This window comes from Bacillus sp. 22190 (assembly GCF_052045575.1).
In the GTDB taxonomy this organism is placed as follows: Bacteria; Bacillota; Bacilli; order Bacillales; family Bacillaceae; genus Bacillus; species Bacillus altitudinis.
This window is the reverse complement of record NZ_JBQEPF010000001.1, coordinates 335,713-361,336: the sequence shown is the minus strand read 5'-3', so window position 1 is coordinate 361,336 and position 25,624 is coordinate 335,713. Positions and strand designations below refer to the sequence as shown.

The 25,624-nt window shown below is 40.0% G+C and carries 26 protein-coding genes; 3 read left to right on the top strand and 23 right to left on the bottom strand.

The window, feature by feature from the left end:
* The first annotated feature begins 165 nt into the window (after positions 1-165).
* Positions 166-531: a winged helix-turn-helix transcriptional regulator gene (locus tag ACTJKA_RS01845; protein WP_017357877.1), complete on the top strand. Its 366-nt coding sequence runs from the start codon at positions 166-168 to the stop codon at positions 529-531.
* A gap of 9 nt (positions 532-540) precedes the next feature.
* Here the strand turns inward: ACTJKA_RS01845 and ACTJKA_RS01840 are convergent, their stop codons facing one another.
* The 3 genes from ACTJKA_RS01840 to ctpB all read right to left on the bottom strand — a co-directional run bounded on the left by ACTJKA_RS01840 (position 541) and on the right by ctpB (position 3,940).
* Positions 541-1,728, bottom strand: a complete 1,188-nt coding sequence (locus ACTJKA_RS01840) for a PDZ domain-containing protein (RefSeq protein WP_240688361.1) — start codon at positions 1,726-1,728, stop codon at positions 541-543.
* Positions 1,729-1,796: 68 nt separating this feature from the next.
* Positions 1,797-2,150: a swarming motility protein SwrAA gene (locus tag ACTJKA_RS01835; protein ID WP_007500014.1), complete on the bottom strand. Its 354-nt coding sequence runs from the start codon at positions 2,148-2,150 to the stop codon at positions 1,797-1,799.
* Between the two features lie 344 nt (positions 2,151-2,494).
* Positions 2,495-3,940 carry a carboxy-terminal processing protease CtpB gene (ctpB, locus tag ACTJKA_RS01830; RefSeq protein ID WP_099496867.1) on the bottom strand — a complete coding sequence of 482 codons (1,446 nt, stop codon included), beginning with the start codon at positions 3,938-3,940 and terminating at the stop codon, positions 2,495-2,497.
* A gap of 153 nt (positions 3,941-4,093) precedes the next feature.
* On the opposite strand from ctpB, the gene ACTJKA_RS01825 reads away from it, so the two are divergent.
* Positions 4,094-4,834, top strand: coding sequence for a sulfite exporter TauE/SafE family protein (locus ACTJKA_RS01825; protein ID WP_017368130.1), 741 nt, complete (start codon positions 4,094-4,096; stop codon positions 4,832-4,834).
* 48 nt (positions 4,835-4,882) lie between these two features.
* Here ACTJKA_RS01825 and ACTJKA_RS01820 read toward each other — a convergent pair whose 3' ends face one another.
* The 5 genes from ACTJKA_RS01820 to ACTJKA_RS01800 all read right to left on the bottom strand — a co-directional run bounded on the left by ACTJKA_RS01820 (position 4,883) and on the right by ACTJKA_RS01800 (position 9,439).
* Positions 4,883-6,145: a murein hydrolase activator EnvC family protein gene (locus ACTJKA_RS01820; protein WP_079919135.1), complete on the bottom strand. Its 1,263-nt coding sequence runs from the start codon at positions 6,143-6,145 to the stop codon at positions 4,883-4,885.
* A gap of 114 nt (positions 6,146-6,259) precedes the next feature.
* Complete coding sequence (gene ftsX / locus ACTJKA_RS01815) at positions 6,260-7,150, bottom strand: permease-like cell division protein FtsX (RefSeq protein WP_017368131.1); 891 nt, start codon at positions 7,148-7,150, stop codon at positions 6,260-6,262.
* Positions 7,143-7,829 (bottom strand): cell division ATP-binding protein FtsE, encoded by a 687-nt coding sequence (gene ftsE / locus ACTJKA_RS01810; RefSeq protein ID WP_008348229.1) that lies wholly within the window; start codon positions 7,827-7,829, stop codon positions 7,143-7,145. The genes ftsX and ftsE overlap by 8 nt, the downstream gene beginning before the upstream one ends.
* 383 nt (positions 7,830-8,212) lie before the next feature.
* On the bottom strand, positions 8,213-8,542 hold the full coding sequence (gene cccB / locus ACTJKA_RS01805; protein WP_007500002.1) for a cytochrome c551: 330 nt from the start codon (positions 8,540-8,542) through the stop codon (positions 8,213-8,215).
* 48 nt (positions 8,543-8,590) lie between these two features.
* Positions 8,591-9,439 carry a YitT family protein gene (locus ACTJKA_RS01800; protein ID WP_060781471.1) on the bottom strand — a complete coding sequence of 283 codons (849 nt, stop codon included), beginning with the start codon at positions 9,437-9,439 and terminating at the stop codon, positions 8,591-8,593.
* Between the two features lie 189 nt (positions 9,440-9,628).
* Between ACTJKA_RS01800 and ACTJKA_RS01795 the strand changes: the two genes are divergently transcribed.
* Positions 9,629-10,363, top strand: a complete 735-nt coding sequence (locus ACTJKA_RS01795; protein WP_072367406.1) for an alpha/beta family hydrolase — start codon at positions 9,629-9,631, stop codon at positions 10,361-10,363.
* 17 nt (positions 10,364-10,380) lie between these two features.
* Here the strand turns inward: ACTJKA_RS01795 and ACTJKA_RS01790 are convergent, their stop codons facing one another.
* From ACTJKA_RS01790 to flgK, 15 genes are all read right to left on the bottom strand, one after another.
* On the bottom strand, positions 10,381-12,174 hold the full coding sequence (locus ACTJKA_RS01790) for a M3 family oligoendopeptidase (protein ID WP_336750194.1): 1,794 nt from the start codon (positions 12,172-12,174) through the stop codon (positions 10,381-10,383).
* 124 nt (positions 12,175-12,298) lie between these two features.
* Positions 12,299-13,400 (bottom strand): peptide chain release factor 2 gene (gene prfB, locus ACTJKA_RS01785; RefSeq protein ID WP_098680723.1). Its coding sequence is split into 2 segments (ribosomal slippage): positions 12,299-13,327 and positions 13,329-13,400, totalling 1,101 coding nucleotides; the frame shifts between segments, so codons are not numbered across the junction.
* 67 nt (positions 13,401-13,467) lie between these two features.
* Positions 13,468-15,993, bottom strand: a complete 2,526-nt coding sequence (secA, locus tag ACTJKA_RS01780; protein WP_440607592.1) for a preprotein translocase subunit SecA — start codon at positions 15,991-15,993, stop codon at positions 13,468-13,470.
* A gap of 198 nt (positions 15,994-16,191) precedes the next feature.
* The gene (gene hpf, locus ACTJKA_RS01775) at positions 16,192-16,755 is read right to left on the bottom strand and encodes a ribosome hibernation-promoting factor, HPF/YfiA family (protein WP_268357959.1); all 564 of its coding nucleotides are present in this window, start codon (positions 16,753-16,755) and stop codon (positions 16,192-16,194) included.
* Between the two features lie 189 nt (positions 16,756-16,944).
* Complete coding sequence (locus tag ACTJKA_RS01770; protein WP_265153770.1) at positions 16,945-18,630, bottom strand: methyl-accepting chemotaxis protein; 1,686 nt, start codon at positions 18,628-18,630, stop codon at positions 16,945-16,947.
* A 33-nt stretch (positions 18,631-18,663) separates the two neighbouring features.
* Entirely contained in the window at positions 18,664-19,044 is a 381-nt protein-coding gene (locus ACTJKA_RS01765; protein ID WP_008348244.1) for a hypothetical protein, read from the bottom strand.
* A 13-nt stretch (positions 19,045-19,057) separates the two neighbouring features.
* Complete coding sequence (locus tag ACTJKA_RS01760) at positions 19,058-19,399, bottom strand: flagellar protein FliT (protein WP_008348246.1); 342 nt, start codon at positions 19,397-19,399, stop codon at positions 19,058-19,060.
* A complete protein-coding gene (fliS, locus tag ACTJKA_RS01755; RefSeq protein ID WP_008348247.1) occupies positions 19,396-19,800 on the bottom strand; it encodes a flagellar export chaperone FliS in 405 nt (134 codons plus the stop codon). The genes ACTJKA_RS01760 and fliS overlap by 4 nt, the downstream gene beginning before the upstream one ends.
* Before the next feature lie 17 nt (positions 19,801-19,817).
* The gene (locus ACTJKA_RS01750) at positions 19,818-21,344 is read right to left on the bottom strand and encodes a flagellar hook-associated protein 2 (protein ID WP_057078994.1); all 1,527 of its coding nucleotides are present in this window, start codon (positions 21,342-21,344) and stop codon (positions 19,818-19,820) included.
* Between the two features lie 16 nt (positions 21,345-21,360).
* Positions 21,361-21,702, bottom strand: coding sequence for a flagellar protein FlaG (gene flaG / locus ACTJKA_RS01745; RefSeq protein WP_171465819.1), 342 nt, complete (start codon positions 21,700-21,702; stop codon positions 21,361-21,363).
* Positions 21,703-21,866: 164 nt separating this feature from the next.
* Positions 21,867-22,091: a carbon storage regulator CsrA gene (gene csrA / locus ACTJKA_RS01740; RefSeq protein WP_008348252.1), complete on the bottom strand. Its 225-nt coding sequence runs from the start codon at positions 22,089-22,091 to the stop codon at positions 21,867-21,869.
* On the bottom strand, positions 22,085-22,519 hold the full coding sequence (fliW, locus tag ACTJKA_RS01735) for a flagellar assembly protein FliW (RefSeq protein ID WP_007499985.1): 435 nt from the start codon (positions 22,517-22,519) through the stop codon (positions 22,085-22,087). Before fliW ends, csrA begins: the two co-directional genes overlap by 7 nt.
* A 28-nt stretch (positions 22,520-22,547) precedes the next feature.
* The gene (locus ACTJKA_RS01730; RefSeq protein ID WP_008348255.1) at positions 22,548-23,126 is read right to left on the bottom strand and encodes a DUF6470 family protein; all 579 of its coding nucleotides are present in this window, start codon (positions 23,124-23,126) and stop codon (positions 22,548-22,550) included.
* A 46-nt stretch (positions 23,127-23,172) separates the two neighbouring features.
* Positions 23,173-24,084: a flagellar hook-associated protein FlgL gene (flgL, locus tag ACTJKA_RS01725; RefSeq protein ID WP_171465820.1), complete on the bottom strand. Its 912-nt coding sequence runs from the start codon at positions 24,082-24,084 to the stop codon at positions 23,173-23,175.
* 8 nt (positions 24,085-24,092) lie between these two features.
* Positions 24,093-25,613: a flagellar hook-associated protein FlgK gene (gene flgK / locus ACTJKA_RS01720; protein WP_099496871.1), complete on the bottom strand. Its 1,521-nt coding sequence runs from the start codon at positions 25,611-25,613 to the stop codon at positions 24,093-24,095.
* Positions 25,614-25,624 lie beyond the last annotated feature (11 nt).

Genomic DNA, 25,624 nt, shown 5'->3' with positions numbered 1-25,624 from the left:
CCCTCATAGAAATTGTTATGATAGGAAAACAAACAACCCGAATGTGTGATGTCCTATCTCTATGGTAAAAGAAAAGCTTCCATTGATTCAAGTACGCACATTTTTGTTCGTTAGGTACAAACATGTTCGTTTATGACCATTTTCGTTTAAGAAAGGAATGTTGAGATGAGTGCACCATCCAATCCAGTCAGTATTGTGAATCATGGCTGTCCCGTGTCTATCACTACAAATGTCATCGGAGGGAAATGGAAAGGCGTCATCCTTTATCATTTGACTTGCGGTCCAAAGCGTTACAACGAAATACGCCGGCTTCTGCCAAGAATTTCGCAGCGTGTCCTGACGTTGCAATTACGAGAACTTGAACAAGACGGGATTGTTCACCGTGAAGTCTATGAGGAAGTTCCTCCTCGTGTCGAGTATTCACTGACTTCTCTTGGAAATACGTTAAAGCCCATTATCTTTGCCATGCGTGAATGGGGCGAATCCTATGGGAGAGAAACGCGCCCAAAAGAAAAAAGCTGCCATCTCTAGCAGCTTTTTTTAAGATGAAATCGCCGTTGGCTCTTGCTGTGGATCGTCCTTCACAAACAAGATACCAAGCTGGTGATGCTCCCCTTCGTAAGAGGCGCGTTTCTCAAATCTTGTCTGACCATTGAGACCAATGATCTCGAGCTTTGTCAGAGCACGGTTGGTTTGTAGTGCTTCATAAAATTCTGAAACGGTTTTGATCTCGATTCCATTGACCTTTGTAATCATTTCTCCGATCTCAAGCTTTAAATCAGCCGCAGGGGTATTCGGAATGATACCAAGCACCATAAGCCCTTGATTCCGCTTAGAGAAAAAGAATGGTGCAGCGTTGTCATTCACCCTCTGCTTCCATGATAAAAAGGCTCTTCCTGCAATCGCTAGAACAACAGCTCCCCACGCAATCGGCTCAAACCAAATACTTGCCGCACCTACTGCAGCAACAGCTAGACCGAGCATCATAATACGTCGTGACGTAATTTGAATACTCACAATTGGCAGCGATCCTTGAATACGCTGGCCAAAGCCGATGATGTACGGGATCACAATAAATGAAAAGCTTTGATCGTGCACTTGAAGCACAGGCCACCATGGCAGAGAAGAAGTCCATTCACCTGCCGGCATCAGCAAAACAAGTGGTAGAAGCCACAGACGGTTCGCTCGCTGCTGGCCGATCAAAAGTCCTCTCGCACTCATCACCATTGCAGGCGATGTACGTAAATGCGCCGTTCGATAGGCTAAGATGCCTTCGGTCATTAACAGTAGCCCTAACAGGATCACAACGGCTGATGCATTCATCATTGAAAGCTGCGGCAGCCAAGAATGGCTCACTTGAACAGACATCAGTCCAAATGCCGCAATAAAACTGAAACCGAGTGTGTATGCAGACGAAAGCGCACTCGCCTTAAAGAATAAAGAGAAAACGATGGTCATCGCTGCAATCAGCACGATGAATCCAGGCGGAAGGGAAATCCCTAAGCCTACAGATATGATCGATAGACAAATTCCTGGAACCCATCCCTTTGAATATGTAAATTTCAGTTCATCGTAAACATCTTCTATTCTTGTTTGAAACGCTTTTCTCTCCCGCTTTACGCGGATGTAGCCATATAATAGGCTGATTAATATCATAAAATAAAAAAGAGGATGGATTAAAAACAGACCGACCGCTTTTAATCCGGCTCCCATCCACTCCGAGCTCATTATCGTTCACCGCCCAAGTCAAGCATTTTCTCTTATTCTATCAAATAAATCGATGCTTGACATCAGGTTTATTTCTCCTGATTCATCCAAAGTGTGACATTCGACAGTGAAAAATCTTTTAAATAGTGATTTACATCTACATCTAGTATGCCGCCGAGAAGCTGCATGGACCTCTTGATGTCGGTTAAGTTTATACCAAGTCTCTTATGATTATCCATTAAATAATTGAAGTATATCTCAGCACAGTCTTCATCGATCTCGTCGACTGATTCTACCGTTGTGTAATTGACCAAGTACCTGCTTAACAGCATGAGTAGACTTAATGCCTTTGTAGCCGAAAACGTCACATCTTTCGTACGACTCTTAAGCTCCTCTACCAACTCGTAATATTTTTTCTCTCTCACAATACTTGCCCTTTTCAATTGTGTACCCCCATTTACTAGTTCTTTTAAGAAAAGCGCAAACCTCGGTACAGCTCAATGCTTAAGCTGAATATCCGCAAAAAATAAAATATTTAAAATGAGTGCTACTTTTTATTGTAAGAATTATTTATGTAACATACAACTTTCAAAAGTTTCATTTTCATGACATGTTTAAATCAACAGAAAGTCTCTTATATAAATATGTTATCGGGTAAATTCGAAGGAATGTTATGTTTTTTGTAAAATAAATGAATATATTTATAGATATAATATATTTTTAAGAATAAATTATTACATGTTCGTAACACTTATGAACCAAAAAAAAGAGGCATTTATTCGCCTCTTTATTTTTTGAGATATAGTGCTTTTAGTGCAGTTTGCAGCTGAAGATCATTCTTTTCATAAGATTTCACTTCATCTACCATCTTGTTCATCATTTTCGCTGTCTTTAAATCAATCACACCTGATTTTTCGAGATTGTATGTGCTTTGAAATGCGAGTACAGCCTTTTTCGTTTCTTCGTCAAAATATCCATCTACTCTGCCAGGGTCAAATGATAACCCCTTTAACAATGTCTGTGCTTGTCTGACTTCTTCATTGTTCATATCAAGCTGAAGCGGTTCTTTCAGCTGGAGCGGGCCAACGGTGAAGTAATCTGGTTGATGAATCGCAATGGTCGGTACAACGCCTTTTTTGTGAATCCAATTCCCTTTCGGTGTCAGCCACTTATACAGCGTTAATTTAATGTTACTTCCATCTCCCATTGGTACCGCCTGCTGCACAGTTCCTTTACCAAAGGAAACATCACCTACCACTTCATACTTCCCTGCTTCTTTCATGGCACCAGCCAGAATTTCAGAAGCGGATGCACTTCCTTTATCAATTAAGACATTGACCGGGTATGGTTTTTGTTCTTTTCGTTTTGAAAAATATCGTTTTCGATCGCCATTCCGTTCTGCAATTTGAATATATGGCTGATCCTTTGTGATAAAATGTTTCAAAATGTCTTCCACACTTTGTAGATAGCCGCCAGGATTTCCTCTCACGTCCAGCACAAGGCCTTCCATGCCCTTTTTCTCGAGCTTATTCAAGCTTACCGTGAAATCCTTCGCCGTATCTTCAGAGAAGCTAGAGATCGCAATATAGCCTGTTTTATGACCATTGACCTCTTTCATTGAAGCCGTTACGGTTTCAAGCGGGATTTCTTCTCGTTTGATATGGAATGTTAGCTCTTTTTCAATTCCATTTCGTCTGATTTTCAAGGCGACAGACGTTCCTTTTTTTCCTCTTATTTTCAGTACAGCATCGTTTAGGCTTTTTTCTTTCATCGTCTCACCGTCAATGCTGATGATTTCATCTTTCGGTTTCAGACCCGCCTTTGCCGCAGGGGATTTTTTAAAGGCAGAGACAATGATAATCTTTCCTTCATCCATTCCAACTTCTGCCCCAATTCCTTCAAATGAGGAATCAAGTGAATCCGAAAATTGCTTTGCGGTTTGCTTGTCCATGTATACTGAATACGGATCATTTAAGGTTGAAAGCATTCCTTGTATGGCACCTTCAAGCAGCTTTTGACGATCCACTTCCTCTACATATTCATTCGAAATGAGGTCATAGGCTTTCTCAATTTTCTCCATTCCGTTTTCCTTCGCTCGATCACTTGATTGAGCTTGTCCAGCCACTGTAGCCGCTTTCGGTGACTCCGCTTGAGTCGCCTCTTTATGCGTCATAACCCCTGCACTGATAATGAGAATGACACTTGCCATGATGGATGCGATTTGTTTTTTCATATTTGGCCTCCTTCTTCAACTCTTCCTGATGACCTGAGTTATTATATGCCAGAAGAAGGGATTTCATGTAAAGACATTCTCCTAAGGAGGCTTGACTAATCATTTCATTAGGTGTAATTTTTATTTTGTTACGATCGAGAAGGAGTCTTCGCTATGTATATTATATTGACGATGCTTTTATTAGGAATTTTACTAGGGTTTGTAGGAGCTGGCGGGGCTGGTTTTGTCATCGCATTGCTGACGTTAATCTTTGATGTACCAATCCATACTGCACTTGGAACATCTTTAGCTGCTATGGCATTTACGACTTTATCTGGTGCATACAGCCACTACCGGGAAGGAAATATTCAGCTCAAATCAGGTTTGATTGTCGGTGCACTAGCATGTATTGCTTCATTTGCCGGAGCAAAAGTGGCTCCTTTTATTCCAGAGGATAGCCTGCACTATTTAACAGCTGGTATGCTCTTTTTATCTGCTGTTTTTATGATGATCAAATTGTTTGTCCTAAAAGAAGATGCTGAACAGCAGCCGCTTTCTTCACGCCAATTGCTGATCAGGGGCATTATATTAGGCCTTGTATCAGGGATGCTTTCAGGGATGTTCGGTATCGGATCAGCACCATTTATTCAAGTGGGGCTTTTGATTTTGCTGAAGCTGTCTATTAGACAAGCTGTTGGCACAACGATGCTAGTGATTATTCCAATCTCTATTGGCGGTGGAATTGGTTATATTTCAGAAGGCTATGTTGACTTTATCCTGCTCGTTCAGATCTTAATCGGTACCGTATTAGGGGCTTTTATTGGGGCAAAATTTACACGCCTTGCGCCGAAACCTCTCTTAAAATCCGCTGTGCTTTTAACACCTATTATTGCCGGATTACTGCTGTTATTTTAATTTCATCTACATGAAAAAAGCCGATAACATGCTGTTATCGGCTTTTTGTCAGCGGATATATTGCGCTGGATTGACTGCATTTGATTTCGCGCCATTCCATAATCCTTTATGAATTTCAAAATGAAGATGCTGGCCATAAGACTGACCTGTGTTGCCCATATATCCAAGGAATTGACCTTGCTCGACTCTTTGACCTGTTGACACACTTCTTGTTGAAAGATGAGCGTATACCGTTTGATACGTTTGGCCATTGATGTTATGTGTAATGAACACCACGTTCCCATAACTCGACGAGTAGCTTGAGTTCGTGACTGTTCCAGATGCGGCTGCAACGACAGATACAGTGCCTTTTGCAGCGATATCTAATCCGTAATGCTGTCCGCCAGAACGTCCGCCAAAGCCTGATGAGAAACGGCCTGCAGCTGGTTTAATGAAACCTGAGCTACTTGCTGGTGTATCTGACACTTGATCAGATCCTCCACTTGGTGCAGGTGCACTTTTTTCAGCAACTGCTTGTTCTGCTTTCTTCGCTTCTTCTTTTTGACGACGTGCCTCTTCAGACTTTACCGCCGCTTTTTGATTCGCTAAAATTTCTTGTTCATTTTCAAGCTTTCCTAGTTCATCATGTGCATGTTCTTTTTCTTCCGTTACATGACCAAGGACTTTTCCTTTTTCTTTTTGCTGTTTAGATAGGTCCTTTTTCAACGTTTCAAGCTCTTTCAAAGATGTTTCAAGTCCACTTAGCTGTTTATTTAGCTCTGCTTCTTTTTGCTCTACTAGCTCCAAATCATTTTCGTGTTCTGTAATCATGTCTTTATCTGCTTCGACGATGGTTGTGACAGCTCCCACACGACTGACAAAATCACTAAAGCTACGAGCACCTAGCAGCACATCTAAATAGTTGATTGTACCGCCACTTTTTTGCATAGAACGAATTCGATCTTTGAAAATCGCTTTTCTCTTTTCAATTCGCTCGTTGATGACTTCAATCTCTTTTTTTAGTTTTTTGATCTCTTGTTTCGTCTGTTTGACCTCTTTTTCTTTTTCAGCGACTTTTTCAGTTGCGGCACTTACTTTTTGGTCAATTTTTTCAATTTCTTGCTTTAGCTTTGATTCTTTCTTTTCAAGCTTTGCCAGTTCTGATTTCTTTTTCTTCAAGGTTGATTCAGTCTTCGATGTTTTCTCTTCAATTTGTTGACGTTTTTGATCTAGGTCTTCGTATGCGAATGCACGATTTTCGTTCCCTGGAATGTATAGCCACGTTGTTCCAATAAACGCTGCCATTCCAGCCATCATCAGCTTTCTTTTCAAAACGATATTCCCCTCCCATGACAACTGCCTGCATGAAGAGTCGACCGGATGATTTGGATCAACCGGTCACATCTTCTATAGAATCCTCGAGTGCTGCCATCAATATAAATAGATTTATACTTTCAAGAATTTACGGATGGACGTTAAACTTCCCCACACACCGATAATGGCACCGATCAATAGAAGGACCAGTGATACTTGATAGACAAACGGATTGTATGGAAGCATTGAAATAAATGAACCTTGTACCCTTGGCGCCACCCAGCCGACAGCATATTGATACGTGCCAAGCAATACAGCGATTGGTATAATCGAGCCAAATACACCAAGTAGTAATCCTTCGATGAAGAACGGCCAGCGGATAAACCAGTTCGTTGCACCTACTAGTTTCATAATCTCAATTTCTTTACGTCTAGCAAAAATCGTAATTTTGATCGTATTGGAAATCAAGAACATCGCTGTAAATAAAAGCCCAATAATAAGTGCGATGCCGACATTACGCGCCACTCCGACAACATTAAAGAGTCGGCTGACCTCTTCTTTTCCATAAGTGACTTTATACGTCCCTTTTAGGTTTTCTAATTTCTTCGCTACTTTTGGTGTATCGTGGGGATCTGTTGTTTTCACAATAAACGCATCATTCAATGGATTTTCTTGATCAACCAATCCCATAGATTGTCCATTTTCACCAAAGCTTTTAATCAGTGCTTTTAGTTCATCATCCTTGGATGAATATTTCACATCACTGATTTCAGGAATCTTCTCAATTTCTGCCTTTAATTCATCCTGCTGCTTTTGATTCGCAGTTAAATCGATGAGAACTTTTACTTCTACTTCTTTCTCAGCGTTCGATGCCATGTTATTCAAGTTGAGCATAATAACAAGAAAAACCCCAACTAAAATCAATGTGACAGTGACCGCACTAATTGATGCAAATGTCATCCACGTGTTTCTTCCAAGTGAACGGAAGCTCTCACGTAAATGCCGCGAGAGAGTTTTAATCATAAATTCCGTACTCCCCTCTTGCTTCGTCACGCACAATCATTCCATCTTCGATTGCGATGACGCGTTTCTTCATGCTGTTTACAATCTCTTTGTTGTGTGTCGCCATGACGACTGTTGTTCCGCGGTTATTAATCTCTTCGAGTGTCTTCATGATTTCCCATGAAGTATCTGGATCAAGGTTTCCTGTCGGTTCGTCTGCAATGACAACCTCAGGATGATTGACGATCGAACGAGCGATCGATACACGCTGCTGTTCACCGCCGGAAAGCTGATCTGGAAATTGACGAGCTTTGTGCTTTAATTGCACCAAATCAAGTACTTCAAGCACTTTTTTCTTAATAATACTTGGCTGTTCACCAATGACTTCAAGAGCAAATGCCACGTTCTCAAAGACCGTGAGACTTGGAAGCAGTTTGAAATCTTGGAATACTACGCCAATTTCTCTTCTCACATAAGGAATTTCTTTTTCCTTCATCGAGCCTAAATCTTTGTTATTAATTAAGATTTTCCCTTTGGTTGGCTTCTCTTCACGATACATCATTTTAATGAACGTGGATTTACCAGCGCCACTGGGACCAACAACATACACAAACTCTCCTGGATGGATAGAGACATTGATTCCATTGATCGCCTTTACACCATTAGGATAGATCTTATAGACTTCCTTCATTTCAATCATGTAATCACCTAATCTTTTCTTATTCGCTGTCAAACAGCTTATCATGATGTTCTGACACTTCTCGTCAAAAAACGTTATGTATGGTCACGCACATACCCTTCGATACGCACAAGCAATTTATGTCCTTTTCATCCAAAAAGATGAAAAAATTGAATCATCTAAATTTCAACAACTCCAATTATACGTCATGAATCGACGCAATGGTATTACATTTATATTTCAAAACTTATAAATAAAAGGTAAATAGAGCAACCAAAACCAAAAAACGTGTCTTTTTACCCTTATTTTTTTAAATAAAATTTAATATAATACGTTTTCATACTATCTAAAAGTCTATTTCTACAAATAGAAAATAAAAAAACCTTGTCGATTAGACAAAGGTTTTATTTTTTCTCTGCAAGCCACTTGGCGACTTCTTTTGCTTGTTTTTCATCTACCATTCCGCTTGGCATAGATCCTTTACCGTTCTGGGCAATATCTGCAATTTGGCTTTCATTATATTTCTTCCCGACTTCTTTCAGGCTTGGGCCGCCTCCGCCAGATAAGTCTTTTCCATGACAGCCAATACAGTTTTGCTGATAAATCTCTTCACCACTACTCACATTTGAAGCACTTTTACTGCCTTCTTTGTCACTGCTGCTTGAATTTCCTCCACAGGCCGCAAGTACAAAAAGCATAGCGACAAAAAGAAGCGTTAATCCGCTCTTTTTCATGTATTTCCCTCCCTTACAATCATTTGGTCAACGTTATTATATCCTTGTTTATGCCCTTTTAAAACCCTCACCAAGCACCTCTTTTGCATCCATGACGATGACAAACGCTGATGCATCGATCGCTTTTACCACTTGTTTCAACTTTGTGAATTGTGACTGCCCTACAACACACATTAAAATAGGCCGGTCATGGTCGGTGTACCCACCTACTGCTGAAATCTTCGTTACACCACGATCAATTTGATCAAACACCGCCTGTCTGACCTCATCCTCATGACCCGTAATAATCATGGCCATCTTCGAGTGACTAAAGCCTGCCTGAACCACATCAATCGTCTTACTAGAAATGAACACTCCGATCACAGCGTACAGTCCTTCTTCAATCCCAAAAACAGTCATGGCCGCCAAAACAATCAAACCGTCCATCATCGCTAAACAAGTACCTAACGTCAGCCCTGTATATTTATTGATGATTTTGGCCGCAAGTGCCGTTCCTCCCGTTGAACCATTGCCGAGGAAAACGAGCCCAATTCCGATCCCAATCACTACACCGCCAAATATTGCGGCGAGCAGTGCTTCATGGGTGACAGGAGCAATGTGTCTTGTTAAGAACACCATTAAAGGTAAAAAGACAGAACCAACGAGCGTTTTTATCCCAAATGTTCCACCTAATAAATAAAAGCCTGCGATAAAGAGCGGAATATTGAGACCCCATTGTACATATGCAGCTTCAAAACCGAATGACTGCATAATGGTACTGATTCCACTCACACCGCCAGCAGCAATCTGATTTGGTAATAATAACGTATTAAAGCCAACCGCCACGATGGCTGATCCTATTAAAATAAGTACATAATTTTTCACTTCAATCCAAAGTTGAGAATGTTCCTGCTTCATGTCTTTCTTCCTCCGTTACTTCTGAATGCACACCTATTTTAAGCCCTCTCATTCAGATTGTAAATAACAGCCAAATGCAGTGCTAATGGATTAATACTTTATCACACAGCCGGATCAGCGTACTTGCCGTTTGGCAGAAGAGTAAATGATGGTATATTTAATATGTACATGAGAAAGAAGGGACATACGATGAAGAAAATACTGAAGATCACCGGTATTACATTACTTGCACTCATCATCTTAGCTTTTGGTGCTTTCTATACATGGAGCCGCTTTACATATGGACCATCGGAAGCGTTAAAAAAGCAGATGAAGATTGAGCAAGTCGATCATAAAAATGGGGTATATTCATTTGAAGCATCAAAAAGCGATACTGGCATCATTCTCTATCCTGGGGCAAAAGTTGAACCTCTTGCGTATGCCTATCTTGGGAATGCGCTGATGAAGAAAGGCTATTCAGTCTTTATCCCAGACATGCCATTTTCCTTCGCGATTTTTAATACGAAGAAGGCAGAGGAGATCCTCAAAAGTCATCCGGCCATCAAGCATTGGTACATTGGCGGACATTCACTAGGCGGGACAGCTGCCGCTATGTATGCAGAGAAAAATCAAAGCAAGCTGGACGGCCTCTTTTTCCTTGCCTCCTATCCTGCATCAGATGATTTGAAACAGGCTTCCTTGCAAGTATTATCTATTTCAGGCGAAAAAGATGGGCTGGCGACACAAGAAAAAATCAAAAAATCGAAAAAGCAGCTACCTTCTCAAACGGTGTACCATGAGATAAAAGGCGGTAATCATGCTCAATTTGGCATGTATGGCAAACAAAAAGGGGATCAGCCTGCAGACATTCCAGTCCTCACGCAACAAAAAGACATCGTTCAGACGATGCTGGAATGGTTAAAACCAGCAAAAAAGCTCCCGTAATGGGAGCTTTTCATTTTTTATGCCTTCGTCGCTTCTAAAAACTCTTCAGCATCTGCCACAGCCAGTGAAATGGCCTCTTCCCAAAATGCTTTTTGAGTCAGGTCGACACCTAGGTGCTTATATGCCAAATCTTCTACAGTCATTGACGCTGTATCTTTTAATAGCGCAATATATTTCTCTTCAAATGATGCCCCAGCCTGCAATGCTTTCGCGTAAATACCTAGCGAGAACATGTACCCGAAGGTGTAAGGGAAGTTATAAAACGGGACACCTGTAATATGGAAATGCAGTTTAGACGCCCAGAAATGCGGATGGTATTCATCTAAAGAGTCGCCAAAGGCTTCCTTCTGTGCTTCTACCATCAACTCATTCAAGCGGTCAGCTGGCACTTCTCCTTGTTTGCGCTCTTCATAAAAGCGTTGTTCAAATAAGAAGCGTGATTGAATATTCATAAAGAATGCCACACTACGCTGCAGCTTATCCTCTAGCAAACTGAGACGCTCTTCTTCATTGGCCGCCTCTTTTAATGAAGCATCTGCCACAATCATTTCAGCGAATGTCGACGCAGTTTCAGCTACATTCATCGCATATTTACGATTCAACATCCGAACATCCTGCATGACTTCCTGATGGAACGAATGACCAAGCTCATGCGCTAGTGTCGCTACATTGGATGGAGTCCCTGAGAAGGTCATAAAAATACGTGATTCTCCGCTATCAGGGAAATTCGTACAAAAACCGCCCACTCGTTTGTTTGGGCGATTCTCAGCTTCTACCCAGCGTTCATTAAAAGCTTTTTCAGTAAAAGCAGCAAGCTCTTTTCCAAACCCTGCGAAATGCTTGATAATAAAAGCGGCTGCATCTTGATAAGAATAGGTTTTTGTCTCAATTCCAATAGGCGCTCCCACATCAAACCAGCTTAGTTTATCAACCCCAAGCATGTCAGCTTTACGTTGTAAATAATCAATGAATGGCTGCTTATGTTCATCAATGACAGACCACATTGTATCGAGCGTCTCTTGTTTCATCCGGCAAATATCAAGGGGCTCTTTTAATATATGATCCCATCCTCTTGCTTCATATACTTGTAGACGAAAACCAGCGAGATGATTGAGTGTGCTTGCAAACAAATGTTCATCCTGTGTCCATGCATGTTCTAAATTATGATACACGGCTTTTCTTACTTCACGATCTGAATCATCCATCGCATTTTCTGCTTGGCCTACAGAGATCATTTGTGTTTCACCATTTTGCTCAAATGGAATGGTAATTTTGTTCACCAAGCTAGAATAAAGTTCATCCCACGCATGATACCCATCTACTGCTAGTTTTTGAATGAGTGTTTCCTGTTCAACAGGCAGTTGATCTTTTACATGTTCTCTTCGTTCATTTAATATGTAACGAACATCTGAAAAAGCGGCTGAATCCATTAATTCTTCCCACTGGCTAGTAGGAATCTCAGCAAGTGATTGATCAAACCCTGCTAGAATGGTTCCTAATTCAGCTTCCAGCTTGGCAATAGACCCTCGGAGACTGCCCGCCTTCATATCCTTTGTATTTTGAGATTGTAGACAGGATACAAATGAACCTGCTTGCGCTAGTTTTTTATATGTGATTTCATACGTTTCAAGGACAGCTGTTAACTTTTTTTCAATTTGTGTATCTTCTTTTGAAAAGGCATCTACCTTTTGTCGTAACTCATCTAATAGCTGCTGTATGTGCTGTAAGTATGTGATAAATTCTGATGAAGAACTGCCTCCTTTAAAAAAGGCATCTAAATCCCACGTCTCTTGTAATGGTTTTAATCCCAAATTATTTCCCCCTTTAATTGCTAATTTCATCATACAAAGGATATAGAGTCAGTATGGCATATGTATTCCTTTATATTCATTATATTTTCTCACAATTAAAAAAACCCGGCAAGAAGCCGAGTTTTTATGATAATTTTGAACGTAAATACGCATCGATAAAGGAATCTAAATCTCCATCCATCACCGCTTGAACATTTCCCATCTCCGTGTTGGTACGATGGTCTTTCACAAGAGAATATGGGTGGAAAACATACGAGCGAATTTGGCTTCCCCAGCCAATTTCTTTCTGTTCTCCTCTGATTTCATCCAATTCCGCCTGTTGTTCTTCGATCCGTTTTTGATAAAGCTTAGACTTCAGCATTTTCATTGCACGTTCTCTGTTTTTGATTTGGGATCTTTCCGTTTGGCACGTCACGACGACATTTGTTGGGATGTGTGTGATACGAACCGCAGAGTCCGTCGTATTGACGTGCTGACCCCCTGCACCACTTGCACGATACGTATCCACCTTAATATCCTCTGTACGAATATCGATATCAATTTCTTCATTAAATTCTGGCATGACATCACAGGAAACGAAAGAGGTGTGTCTACGGCCAGATGAATCAAATGGAGAAATACGGACTAAACGATGAACACCTTTTTCTGCTTTTAAGTAACCGTAAGCGTTATGTCCTTTAATCAGTAATGTCACAGACTTAATTCCGGCTTCATCCCCTGGAAGATAATCAAGGGTTTCAACCTTAAAGCCTCTGCGCTCTGCCCAGCGGGTATACATTCTGAGGAGCATCGATCCCCAGTCCTGTGATTCCGTTCCACCTGCACCTGGGTGAAGCTCAAGAATGGCATTGTTTTTGTCATACGGTTCACTTAAAAGAAGCTGCAATTCAAACTCGTTAAATTGTTTTGTTAAGTTCTTCAGCTCTTTTTCAAGCTCTGCATGAAGATCCTCATCGTAGTCTTCTTTTAATAAATCATGCGTCATTTGCAGCTCATCATGAGATTCACTGAGCTCATGATATGTATTCACATAATCCTTCAGTGCATTGGCTTCATTAATGACACCTTGCGCTTTTTGCTGGTCATTCCAAAAGTCAGCCTCTGACATCGTGGCCTCAAGCTCTGCAATTTTCGCTTCTTTTGTATCGAGGTCAAAGAGACCCCCTAAAATCAGCTAGCCTGCTAGCCATATTTTCAAGCTCTTGTCTAATTTCTACTAATTCCATATCCTTCACCTCATAGATGTATGGGGGCTGACATGAATAGAAAGAGGTTTTCACCTCTTTCCATTACTTATTCTGTCTTCCCATGACAATTTTTATATTTCTTGCCGCTTCCGCAGTGACATGGTGAGTTTCTTCCGATATCCACTACTTTACGCACTGGCTTTTTCTTCACTGTTTTCTCCTCATCGCCTTCTTGAGGCTGATGAGCAGTTGTTTGTCCTTGAACGACTTCTTCACGTTCTAGGTTGTTTTGGATTTCTGATTTTAGCACATATTTAGCGACGTCATCTTCAATTGAAGCGACCATATGCTCAAACATCGCAAATCCTTCCATTTGATACTCACGAAGCGGATTGGTTTGTGCATATGCACGTAAATGGATTCCTTGACGCAGCTGATCCATTGCATCGATATGATCCATCCACTTCGAATCTACTGCACGAAGAACGATGACTTTTTCAAATTCACGCATTTGTTCATCGCCAAATGTCTCTTCTTTTGCATCATATTTCTCTTTAATCCGCTCCATGATGAATTCGGTGATCTCATCTGCTTCTTTATCGAAGATATCTTTGACCGAAATGGCACCTTCATCTAAATAGTTCGTGTTGATTAATTCAACAAGACCATCTAGTTTCCATTCTTCTGGAAGTTCTTCTTTCGGCGTGTAAGATCCAACAGCCCGCTCAATAGACGATTGAATCATATTGATCACAATCGATTTCAAGTTATCAGAATCGATGACTTCAAAACGCTGTTTGTAAATGACTTCACGCTGTTGACGAAGAACATCATCATATTGCAGAAGCTGCTTACGGGAATCAAAGTTATTCCCCTCAACACGTTTTTGAGAAGATTCAACAGCTTTTGAGACCATTTTACTTTGAATTGGAGTAGAGTCATCCATGCCGAAACGATCAAGCATCGCCATTGTCCGCTCTGCACCAAATCGGCGCATCAATTCATCTTCCATCGAGAGATAGAATTGAGTAATCCCTGGGTCTCCTTGACGACCAGAACGACCACGGAGCTGGTTATCAATACGGCGTGATTCATGACGCTCTGTCCCAATAACAGCAAGACCGCCTAGTTCTTTCACACCTTCGCCAAGCTTGATGTCTGTTCCACGTCCCGCCATGTTTGTCGCAATTGTGACGGCACCTTTTTGTCCAGCTTCCTCAATAATTTGTGCTTCACGCTCATGGTTTTTCGCGTTTAACACTTGATGAGGGATGCCTTTATTTTTAAGCAGTTTTGAAATCAATTCAGATGTCTCAACCGCAACAGTTCCGACAAGGACCGGCTGTCCTGTCATATAACGCTGTGCGACGTCTTCAGCTACTGCTTTAAATTTGCCATCCATTGTACGGTAAATTAAATCAGGTCTGTCATCACGCACAACCGGTTTATTGGTTGGGATTGTGACAACCTGCATATTGTAAATGTTACGGAATTCCTCTTCTTCCGTTTTCGCTGTACCTGTCATACCAGATAGCTTTTCATACATACGGAAGTAGTTCTGGAACGTAATGGTTGCAAGTGTCATGCTTTCATTCTGCACTTCAAGACCTTCTTTTGCTTCAATGGCTTGATGCAGACCTTCACTATAGCGACGTCCTTTCATTAAACGTCCTGTGAAGGAGTCAACGATGACGACTTGACCATCTTCCACAACATAATCAACGTCTTTTTGCATCGCAACATGCGCCTTAAGAGCCTGCGCGATATGGTGGTTAAGAGCAACATGTTTGACATCAAACAAGTTCTCGATGCCAAATGCTTTTTCCGCCTTCGTCATTCCGCTTTCAGTCAGCTGTACACTTTTTGTTTTAATATCATAAGTGAAATCGTCTTCTATTTTTAACGTACGAACAAAGGCATTTGCTTGTACGTAAAGTTTCGTCGATTTTGCAGCTTGTCCAGAAATAATAAGAGGTGTTCTCGCTTCATCAATTAAGATGGAGTCAACTTCATCGATGACGGCATAATGAAGTGGTCTTTGAACCATTTGCTCTTTATACAGCACCATGTTATCTCGTAAATAATCAAAGCCAAGCTCATTGTTTGTTGAATACGTGATATCAGCAGCGTACGCTTCTCTTTTTTCATCTTTGTCTAGACTGTTTAAGTTCAAGCCAACCGTTAATCCAAGAAATTCGAAAATCTTGCCCATTTCCTCTGCATCACGGCTTGCCAAATATTCGTTGACTGTTACAATGTGGACGCCTTTTCCAGAAAGAGCATTCAAATAAACAGGCATCGTTGATGTCAACGTTTTACCTTCACCTGTTTTCATCTCAGAGATATTCCCTTCATGTAGGGCAATCCCCCCCATGAGCTGCACCTTAAATGGGAACATTCCTGTCACGCGGCGGGAAGCCTCACGAACCGTTGCAAATGCTTCAACCAAAAGGTCGTCTACAGATTGTCCTTTTTCAAGTTTTTCTTTAAATTCGATCGTTTTATTTCGTAAAGCCTCGTCAGATAATTTCTCAAAATCTTGAGCGAGAGCTTCGATTTCATTTGCCTTTTTTTCATATCGGCTGATCGTACGTTTCGTAGGATCAAACACTTTGTTTAAGATTCCAAGCATATAATAACGCTCCTCTATTTCATGCAATTTTTCGGCATGTCCAAAAGTTTGACAGGTCCATATTTACCTGCATTTATCATACCATACCTTCCTTGATTTCCAAAGAATTTGCAATGATTTAGCACAAAAAACCCGCCCCTAATGAAGGGAACGGGTTTACTTTTTTTAGGTCATTTTCGGATCAAAAGGAACGAATGATTAAGCGTTCGGCTCAATGAGTCCGTATTTACCGTCATTTCGGCGGTATACCACATTGGTCAAATTTGTCTCAGCATTTGTGAAGACAAAGAAACTGTGACCTAACATGTTCATTTGGAGAATGGCCTCTTCGCTATCCATTGGTTTTAGATTGAAGCGTTTTTGTCTGACGATTTCTGTTTCATCAATTTCTTCGTCATCTTGAACTGCTATTTCGGAAGCACCGTTTCCTCCAGCAAATAAATGCTTTTTCGCACCTTGCTCACGGAATTTACGGTTCACTTTCGTTTTATGTTTTCTAATTTGACGTTCTAATTTACTGGTTGCTAGGTCTACTGCATTGTACATATCCTCATTATGCACCTCTGCTCGAAGTGCTAGATCAGTCATTGGAATGGTAACCTCAACTTTAGATTCTTGATCGTTGTAAAATTTCAAGTTCACGTTGACTGAAGCATCAACATCTGACTCAAAATAACGCTCCAACTTTCCAATTTTTTTCTCGACATGATCTCTTAGTGCAGGTGTTACTTCGATGTTTTCTCCTCGGACATTGTAATTCATGTAAAGAACGCCTCCTTTAAAATTAAGGATATGTAAACTTATTTCTACTTTTCCCTCCTTTTCTCCTGCTCAAACGTAAAAAAAATGTGAATTTTTATTGAAATTTGTCGAATCCTGCGGTGCTTCAGCTTTTACTTGATAGGTGATGAATATATATTCGATTGATTCTTGAAAAAGACCATCGCACTGTTAAATCTTGAAAGATGAAATAGATGTTTTCAGTGATTGAGACAAAGATTTTAAATCTTCCGCAGCTGCTTTCATTTCCTCATTCGCCGCTAGTGATTCTTCAACAGCCGCCGACATGTACTCTGTTTCCTCAGAATTTCGCTTGACTCCTTCTTCTATCACACCAATTGTTTGAGAAATTTCTTCTGTACTAGCTGAGATTTGCTCTGTCGTGGCAGAAAGCTCCTCTGCTTTCATCGAGATATCACGGATGGATTCCAGAATTTCTTGAAAGCTCTGTTCAGACAATTGCGATACTTTCACACCTTCTGCTACATCTCGTTCCACTTTCGTCATAGAGTGAGACGATCTTTCAGTATCTTTGTTCACGTTGGCGAGTAACTGACTAATTTGGTCGGTCAGCTGACTTGATTCTTCTGCCAGCTTTCTGACTTCATCTGCAACAACCGCAAAACCTCTTCCATGTTCCCCAGCCCTTGCTGCTTCAATGGCTGCGTTTAAAGCAAGTAAATTTGTCTGATCTGCAATGGCATGAATATTCCCCAGCAGGCCTTGAATGCCGGTAAACTGTACTTGTACATTGGCCATTGTAGAATGATGTTCATTCACAGATTCCTTAATAGAACTCATTTGTTTCACAAATTGTTGAATGAGGGATGCGCCCTCTTCAGCCTTTTCAGTCACTGAAATTGAGTGACCCGAAACATCAGACGTATGTTCAGCCGCATTATGCATACCAGTCGAAACTTCTTGAATTGAAGAAGCTACTTTTCCTACTGCATCCGATTGTTCACGTGAAGCTTCACTGACCTGTTCAATCGAGCTAGACGTCTGTTCACTAGCCGATATGGTTTGACTGATGGTTTCTTCAAATTGAGCAGCAGAATCAGCTAATTGCCTTGACCCGTTTTGCACCTGTAAGATGAGCTGACGCAAATGAGCTGTCATTTGGTTAAAAGCCGTACCGAGCTGGCCAATTTCATTTTTAGAGGTTACTTCAATCTCTTCAAGTGTGAGGTCACCATCTGCCATTCTTCTTGCTGCATGTGTGACAGAGACAATCGGTTTTGTCATACGATGAACAAACCTTGTGCCAATGACTAAAAAGCCGACTATAATCGCTGCGCTAACGAGAATAAGCGTCAGCAATAATTGGTTACTTTCTTCATTGAGCTGACTGATTTTTTGATCACGCTGTTTCAATTGTGTTTGAGCAAATTCTTTTGTAAAGGTATGTATTTCTTGTTCGATAGGTTGTAATTCTTGACTGAGGCGGGTGTTGAATTCTTTTTGATTTTGCATATTCAATGAATTAAATAATCGATTTGTTGAGGTGTAGTAAAGATAATTTTTTTCGGAAATTTGATCTAACAGATTTTTTGCTTGTTTAACGGTGCTCATTTTTGATGCTTCAGCTGTTTTCTTATTGATTTCTTCATATGTTTGCTCAATCTTCTGTAAATTTTCAGCATCTTGAACAACCACATACGTTTTAATTTGTGCTTCCTGCTTTTGGAGCAGTGCCTCTAATTCCAGTGAGGTCTGGTACAGCTTTACTTCTTTGGTGAGGAGTGCTTTATACGATTGATCTGTTTTGTAATAGATAAAGCTAGAAAATCCTAAAATACTGACAAACAATACACATATGACAATAAGCCCAAATAAAAATTGATTTTTTAGTCTCATAAATTCCTCCGAATGGTCTGAATTGAACAAAAATTAATGAATGACATACGGCCTCATACAGGCATGTATTTCATCCATCCACTTTCTATATTCAGGTATAAAATATGATGTAAGGAATGACTGGAAGTGATTTGAAGGGAATGTATAGAAAGCTAGTATATCGAAACTTAAAAAAATTTGGTCAAACGATCGAATCGTCTTGGCAAAGTGCTCATTTTCAATAATTGAAAGCAGAAGCGGGTGTGTTGTCTCTAAATGAAAGAAGGCATGGATCAGATCATTAAAGATCCGATCCCCTTCTGTTTTAGCGAAATCCTTCTCAATTTCATCTAAATATTTTAGACTCTCTTCTATCGTATATAGAAGGTCATAATATGTGGTTAATAAAATATAGTCATCTGAACGATACGCCACAGGTCTCACCTATTTATTTCCGTTTATCGTAGTATACGCCGTCACTTGTCATGGGCTGATACGGATTTTGATAATTCAGCTGTTTTGTTTTCTTACGTTGAATGGCTTGAATATCTGCCTTGATCCCATTTTGAATCTCCGTTAATTGCTTGGCCATCAGTTGATCTGTTTGAATGATTTCTTTGATTTTCTCTTTTTCTTGAACGGAAAGCTCATGTTGAATGTCTCTCATTAGTTCGTCTCTCTCAACTAAAAAAGCATCAAAGTCTTCAACGAGTGTTTCGCTTTGCGGATTGGCCTCTATTTCCGCTGCCATTTTTAACGTTTGGTCGTGCAGTTGGTCCACAATACTCATAGAGATCCCCCAATAGAGTGGTGACGCCCTTTTCGATCGGTTTGAATGACTTCCTTCCAAGCATCTCGGAAATCAGTCACATATTGCTCTACTTCATTCAGGATCTCTTCGTCATTTTGCAGATTGGCTTCAATCAGTCTTCGATAGATGTAGTCATACATACTTGCCATGCTCTTTGATACATCATACGTACGATTTAAGGTGACATTTAATTCTTGGATGATGTTTTGAGCCTTTTTCAGGTTCAAGTTTCTCATTTCAGCATCTTCTTTTTGAATGCCATGCTTTGCTAGTCTAATAAACTTTAAGCATCCTTCATAAAGCATAAGCGTTAACTCGGCCGGTGTTGCAGTCTCAATAGAATTTTTCTGATAGGCGGCATAAGGGTTCTGAATTGCCATATGTTATAAACCTCCAATTATTGTCCAAGCAGTTGAGAAAGATAGCCAGATTGGTTGTTTAGCTTTTGAATCGCACTATCCATGGCGTTAAACTTTTTGTAGTAACGAGCTTCCACTAATTTTAAACGATCTTGGAATGTATCCATTCGTTTTGCCAAAGAATCTAAATCCTTACCAAGTCCATATTCTTTTAGCTCCATTGTTGTACTACCAGCTTTTGTTTGAATACTCTTTGTGAAGGCTGATAAGGAATTTTTGACGCGATAGATGATTCCTTGTTCTTTATATTGCTGCTGTGCTTTGTCTTTGTCTTTAGAATCAACATTTAAAGAACCAGAGATAAACATTTGTCTTATCTTTTCTGGGTCTTCTTCAATGGCTTTTTTTAATTTCTCTACTCCATTAATATTAATTAGTTCAAGCTTCCCGCCATCTTTATACGAGGATGAAGTAGAAATACCGATTTGTGTCATGTGAATCTTATTCCCATCACTTGTCGTAATATCAGCATAAAAATCACTTCTTATTTTAGAGGCACCAGCTCGTAAAATAGAATCACTTCTCAGTAAGCCAGACTTAGCGGTTGTTTCCCATAACTCAATTTCTTTTTCAGACATGGCTTTTTTCTCTTCAGCCGTTAATGGTTGATAGTCTCTATTTCGCTTTTCATTCACTTTACCATTGACCAATTCAACGAGTTCGTTGTATTTATCAACAAATTGTTTAATTTTATCAAAGATGGCATCAACATCTGTTGAAACGTTCAAGCTGACAGGCTTATCTGTTGTTCCTTTCAGCTCATATGTGATACCAGCCTGCGTGAAGGTATTATTGTTATTTTCCATTTTGAGACCATTAATTTCGTATTGCGCTTTCTGCCCTTGAGTAGTCGCAACTAATTTATTATCTCCATCCACTTGGAATCCTAATTGCGTTAAAAATGAAGCAGAATTGCCATCTGCTGCCTTAATACTGACACCTTCACCAGTCGTACGCGAAGTCAGAGCGATCGTATCTACGTAGTTGGTTCCATCAAAGATCTGGCCTTTATAAGCCGTGACACCTAGTTGAGCGTTGTTCAATTTTGACACGATTGAATCAAGGGTATCTGTATCAGTTGTATTAATGGTCACTGTTTTAGGTGTTGTAGAATCTGGTGTCGTCACCTCAAACGTAAACGTACCGTTTGAAGCAGTAAATCCAGATGGACTAGAAGATTTGAATACGGATGCTGTCGCTAGTTGGGTCACATTAATCGAGCCAGAGGTAGCATTTGTTGAGCCAGTTGCTGTGACAGCAGATTCATTGGAGCTTGTGACCTTTTTTGCGCCATAAGTACTCGGATATGTTAAATTTAGTTTGGCAATGAGATCATCTAATTCTTTGACCTTTGAATTGACCTCGCGGTAGCTGTCTCTTTGCCATTCAAGTGTTTGTTTCTGGCGTGTCATTTTATCAAGTGGTGCTTGCTCAGTTTTCATTAGCTTTGAGACGATTTCATCAATATCAAATACATTTGAAAATCCAGTAATTCGATTAACCATGGTTTATGTTCTCCCTTCACATTCTTTTATCGACAAATAAACCGACAATCTCTGTCATTGCCGCATAGAAATCAAGCCATTCTTTGGAAGGAATCTCTCTAACGACTTCTTCGGTTTGGTTATCTACGACTTTGACATAATATTCATTGAGTTTTTCATGCAATTCAAATTGAAGATGAAATTGAGTAGGTTCAATCAGCTTATTTGCTCCTTGAAGCGTTTTCTCAATTTCTTCTTTTGAAACGACTTTTCCATTTGCTTGTAAATCAGTGTTTGCATTGTCATTTTGATGATTCGTAACACGGGTTTGAAATGCATCAATCAGTGGCTCTAGCGAAGTCAACTTACCAACAGACATAGTTATTCAGCTCCTGTGCTTTGATCTATCTTTTATATCGGCTTTGAATTATTAAATTAAATATAGATGGCCCGATTTGTTAAAGTTTCATATAGATGGTGTCATACCCCTACATAGAAATGATTTTACACGGAGGTTTAAAAACGAATTGGATAAAAAAATCCTCACTTTTTTTGTGAGGATAATTGAGAAAGTAGATCAAAGGACAAGCTAGCAGCACGGCTGTTTTCTTCTTGAATAGACAGGTATACTTCCTTCCTGTGAATATCAATATGCTTAGGAGCCTCAATTCCGACTTTTACTTGGTCGCCTTCAATCGCAATTATTTTAACTTCAATATCGTCGCCTATTTGAATCGATTGATTTAATTTACGAGATAGAACTAACATGAGGAAGCCACCTCTAGCAAATGTTTTGTATGATAGGCTGAATCATGCAAAATGACCTGCTTGGCTTTCATGTTTTTCCGATTAACAATAATAGGCGCTCTTAAATTGGCTGTCGTTTTTTCAATAGAAGATCCCATTGTTAAAATAACCATGACTTCCACATCATTGGCATCTTCCACCCCAAGAATGTCTACAACCGATTCTTCTAAGTCAAATTCATATTGATTGAAGAATAAAAATGGGCTGCTGACAATAAAGCCTAGTTCTGCATTTTCCAAAGATTGGAGAACTAAAAATGGGGATTCCTCTGATAAAGGTAAAATGACAAATTGTTTTTGATCCAGAAATCCTGGTATCCCATTAGAGAAATGAATGATTTGCTCCTCTTTAATCGTCACTTCACCATGGTATTTTGTTTGAATGATCATAATTCACGACCTTTTTCATTTTTCTTAACTATACCTTATCACCATTTTGACCTGTTTCGTCAACTTCTATTTTTAATTCTGGGAATTGTAACATATCAATATGAACTTTACCTGGCTGGTAGTTAACAATTGGTTTATGAGGTGTTGCCTCTATAATAGCTTTTTGCGGCTCCACATCAATTTTAAGTTCAGATGGCTGATAGTGAATTTTCACACTAAAAAATGAAGGAATCACACCGATGTTGAATTGTTTTGCTGGAGGACTGCCGTTGATTTTCGCAAACTCAGCAATCGCATTCCCACCATTCTCGATCTTGATGAGTTCACTTCCTTCTTCCGCTCTACGCCCCATTCCTTCTCCAATCGCACGTTTCCCCTCAGCAGCCCATTCCTCAGAACGCCTAAAAATCGACTTAATATCCATATCGGCAAATGCCTCGGTTTGATCTATGGTTAATTTCGACGGTGTCCTTGTGATATTCATGACAGCTCTTGGCTGCTGAATCTCAAGATCCGCTCTTGGCTGCTCTACTTCTTGCCTGGAAGGGGTTGTCGACATTTGCAGCTTTGCATAAGTTTGCTCCATTAACAATCTAGGAATTTGCATAGGTTCACCTCCATGATGCAAAAAAGCACCCAACGGATGCTTTTTCTTATCTTAAGAAATCGACAAGGGACGGCTGAATCACTTTAGCTGTCGTCGCTAGAGCAGCTCTATTCACAGTCTCTTGTTGAAGAAGATCAAGAATGGCTTTTTCACTTTCTACATCTTCGGCATCTGATTTAGCCTTTTTCAGCACTTCAAATTGCGAAGTCAAACGGCTTCCGACTAAGTCGATACGATTAGATCTAGCCCCAAGGTCTGAACGCTCAGCACTCATCACTTCTTTAAACTGATCGATATTTCCTAATGCATCATCTGAATTTGTAAACGTTCCATTTTTTAATGAGTTTTCTAAATCAGTCAGCATTTCAATGACATTTTGACCACTGGCAGATTGCCCACCAAAAGCTGAAAGAGGATTTGAATTCACATTTAATGTGATTCCATCAGAAATGTTCGATTGAACCACGTTTGCATCTGTATAGTTTTCAAAGTTAAATGTAAACGTACCATCTGCATTCTCTACAACTGGTTTAACATTTGTATTCGTCCCATTAAAAACAAACTTACCTAACATCTGCGTGTTCATTGCATCAATGATTTGATTCTTCATCTGACCAATTTCCACTCCGATAGCAGCTAAATCTTCTGGCTGTTTTGTTCCATTGGCCGCATCGAGTACTTTATATCGTATATTTGACATGATATCAATTATTTCAGTAACACTTGTTTCAGATGTATCAATCCAGTTTCGTGCCTCATTTAAATTAGTTTGGTATTGCTCATTTCGAAACATGGCTGTACTATACTGAAGACTTTTCACTGCTGCCACAGGATCATCAGACGTTTTTGTGAAACGTTTTCCAGACTGTGCCTGCTCATTAATTTTAGAGAGTTTTTCATAACTTTTACTAATATTTCGAAGTGAATTTTGAGAAATCATACTTTGCGTGACTCGCATCAGTTACCCTACCTTCCTACGACTCCCATGCCGTTTATTATTTTATCTAATACTTCGTCTTGTAACGTCATAATTCTTGCTGCTGCATTATACGCATGCTGAAATTGAATCATGTTCGTCATTTCTTCATCTATAGATACAGCACTAGTTGACATCCTGCGTTCATTGGCTGAATTCACAAGAGCTGCTGAACTGCTTTCAAGGGTCATGTTCTTTTTAGCTTGTATCCCCATTTCGGCAATGACATTCTGATAGTAATCCTGAATTGTTGTGGTATTTCCGCCGATTGGTAGCTTTAAGTTTTGAATATTAGCTAATTTCGTAGCATTCGAACCATCACCTTGCGTTTGATTAAGAGATGCAGCAATGTTATCTGTCGATGCTAAAATCACGTCACTCACTTTGATACGGGCTGCCAAGCCTTTATTCAAATCATTGTTATTCTCAATATCGAAAAAGTCTTGTCCACTTGTGCCATTTAACGTGTATCCTTGCTTATGGACGTCGTTAAAAGCATCCATAAATACTTTTGCTACTTCATCCAGCTCAGCAAGCATATCCGGGTACATGCCTTTTTCATCTCCATTAGACATGTAGCCATACGCCTCAACAAGTGCTTTTACTTTACCATTCACTTGTAATTGATCAGCTGCGATGGTTGTCGTTCCAAATTGGAGTGAGTTAACAAGTCCCGTCGTATTATCATAGGAAAGTTGCAATTCAGATTTTTCATTGGTAATGCCATTTAAAATTGTTCCAGCAGATTGTCCATTTGCACCGATAATATCGATGTTAACGGTTCCTTCAGCAATTTCCAGAGCATTTCCTCCAGAAGGGTTGTAGCTCACTTTAATATCAACAAGTGAGGAAAGCTGATCTATAAGAGCGTCTCGCGTATCATAAAGATCATTGGGAAGATAACCATTTGGTTCAACTGTTGCAATCTGTTTATTCACTTCATCAATTTGAGTTAATAGGGTGTTCACATTTTTTGCCGTTGAATCGAGTTCAGTTTTTAAATTCTTTTGTATCGTTGTTAAAGAAGAATTTAGCAGGCGGAATTGATCTACTAAAGCTTGAGCACTTGTCTTAACAACTGTACGGGCTGAAGCAGTATCAGCATTTTTCGATTCCGATAAGACTTGTAATGATTTCCAGAGATTATCAAAGGCTCTATTCAAGCCTTCATCTGTCAAATCATTCATCACTCCTTCCATTTGTGAAAGAGCATCAGACTTCGTCGCATAATAAGACAAGTTATTGTTATGATCTCTATACTGAAGATCTAAAAAGCTGTCTCGAATTCTTTCAACAGTTCCAACTTGGACACCTGTCCCCATTTGGCCGTATGTCTTGCCATCATAAACAGAAATCACTGGGTAAGGATTCTCTGCTTTAAAGGTAACTCTCTGTCTTGAGTAGCCATCAGTATTTGCATTGGATACGTTGTTTGATGTGACATAAAGCCCTGCACGCTGGGCTGTGATTCCTCTTTTTGCCGTTTCTAGTCCCATGAATGTAGAACCCATAGATATCCTCC

Coding starts and splice junctions, on each gene's coding strand:
- ACTJKA_RS01845 (WP_017357877.1), top strand. CDS start 166: ATGAGTGCACCATCCAATCCAGTCAGTATTGTGAATCATGGCTGTCCC.
- ACTJKA_RS01840 (WP_240688361.1), bottom strand. CDS start 1,728: ATGAGCTCGGAGTGGATGGGAGCCGGATTAAAAGCGGTCGGTCTGTTT.
- ctpB (WP_099496867.1), bottom strand. CDS start 3,940: ATGAAAAAACAAATCGCATCCATCATGGCAAGTGTCATTCTCATTATC.
- ACTJKA_RS01825 (WP_017368130.1), top strand. CDS start 4,094: ATGTATATTATATTGACGATGCTTTTATTAGGAATTTTACTAGGGTTT.
- ftsX (WP_017368131.1), bottom strand. CDS start 7,150: ATGATTAAAACTCTCTCGCGGCATTTACGTGAGAGCTTCCGTTCACTT.
- ftsE (WP_008348229.1), bottom strand. CDS start 7,829: ATGATTGAAATGAAGGAAGTCTATAAGATCTATCCTAATGGTGTAAAG.
- cccB (WP_007500002.1), bottom strand. CDS start 8,542: ATGAAAAAGAGCGGATTAACGCTTCTTTTTGTCGCTATGCTTTTTGTA.
- ACTJKA_RS01800 (WP_060781471.1), bottom strand. CDS start 9,439: ATGAAGCAGGAACATTCTCAACTTTGGATTGAAGTGAAAAATTATGTA.
- ACTJKA_RS01795 (WP_072367406.1), top strand. CDS start 9,629: ATGAAGAAAATACTGAAGATCACCGGTATTACATTACTTGCACTCATC.
- secA (WP_440607592.1), bottom strand. CDS start 15,993: ATGCTTGGAATCTTAAACAAAGTGTTTGATCCTACGAAACGTACGATC.
- hpf (WP_268357959.1), bottom strand. CDS start 16,755: ATGAATTACAATGTCCGAGGAGAAAACATCGAAGTAACACCTGCACTA.
- ACTJKA_RS01770 (WP_265153770.1), bottom strand. CDS start 18,630: ATGAGACTAAAAAATCAATTTTTATTTGGGCTTATTGTCATATGTGTA.
- ACTJKA_RS01760 (WP_008348246.1), bottom strand. CDS start 19,399: ATGAGTATTGTGGACCAACTGCACGACCAAACGTTAAAAATGGCAGCG.
- fliS (WP_008348247.1), bottom strand. CDS start 19,800: ATGGCAATTCAGAACCCTTATGCCGCCTATCAGAAAAATTCTATTGAG.
- ACTJKA_RS01750 (WP_057078994.1), bottom strand. CDS start 21,344: ATGGTTAATCGAATTACTGGATTTTCAAATGTATTTGATATTGATGAA.
- flaG (WP_171465819.1), bottom strand. CDS start 21,702: ATGTCTGTTGGTAAGTTGACTTCGCTAGAGCCACTGATTGATGCATTT.
- csrA (WP_008348252.1), bottom strand. CDS start 22,091: ATGTTAGTTCTATCTCGTAAATTAAATCAATCGATTCAAATAGGCGAC.
- fliW (WP_007499985.1), bottom strand. CDS start 22,519: ATGATCATTCAAACAAAATACCATGGTGAAGTGACGATTAAAGAGGAG.
- ACTJKA_RS01730 (WP_008348255.1), bottom strand. CDS start 23,126: ATGCAAATTCCTAGATTGTTAATGGAGCAAACTTATGCAAAGCTGCAA.
- flgL (WP_171465820.1), bottom strand. CDS start 24,084: ATGCGAGTCACGCAAAGTATGATTTCTCAAAATTCACTTCGAAATATT.
- flgK (WP_099496871.1), bottom strand. CDS start 25,613: ATGGGTTCTACATTCATGGGACTAGAAACGGCAAAAAGAGGAATCACA.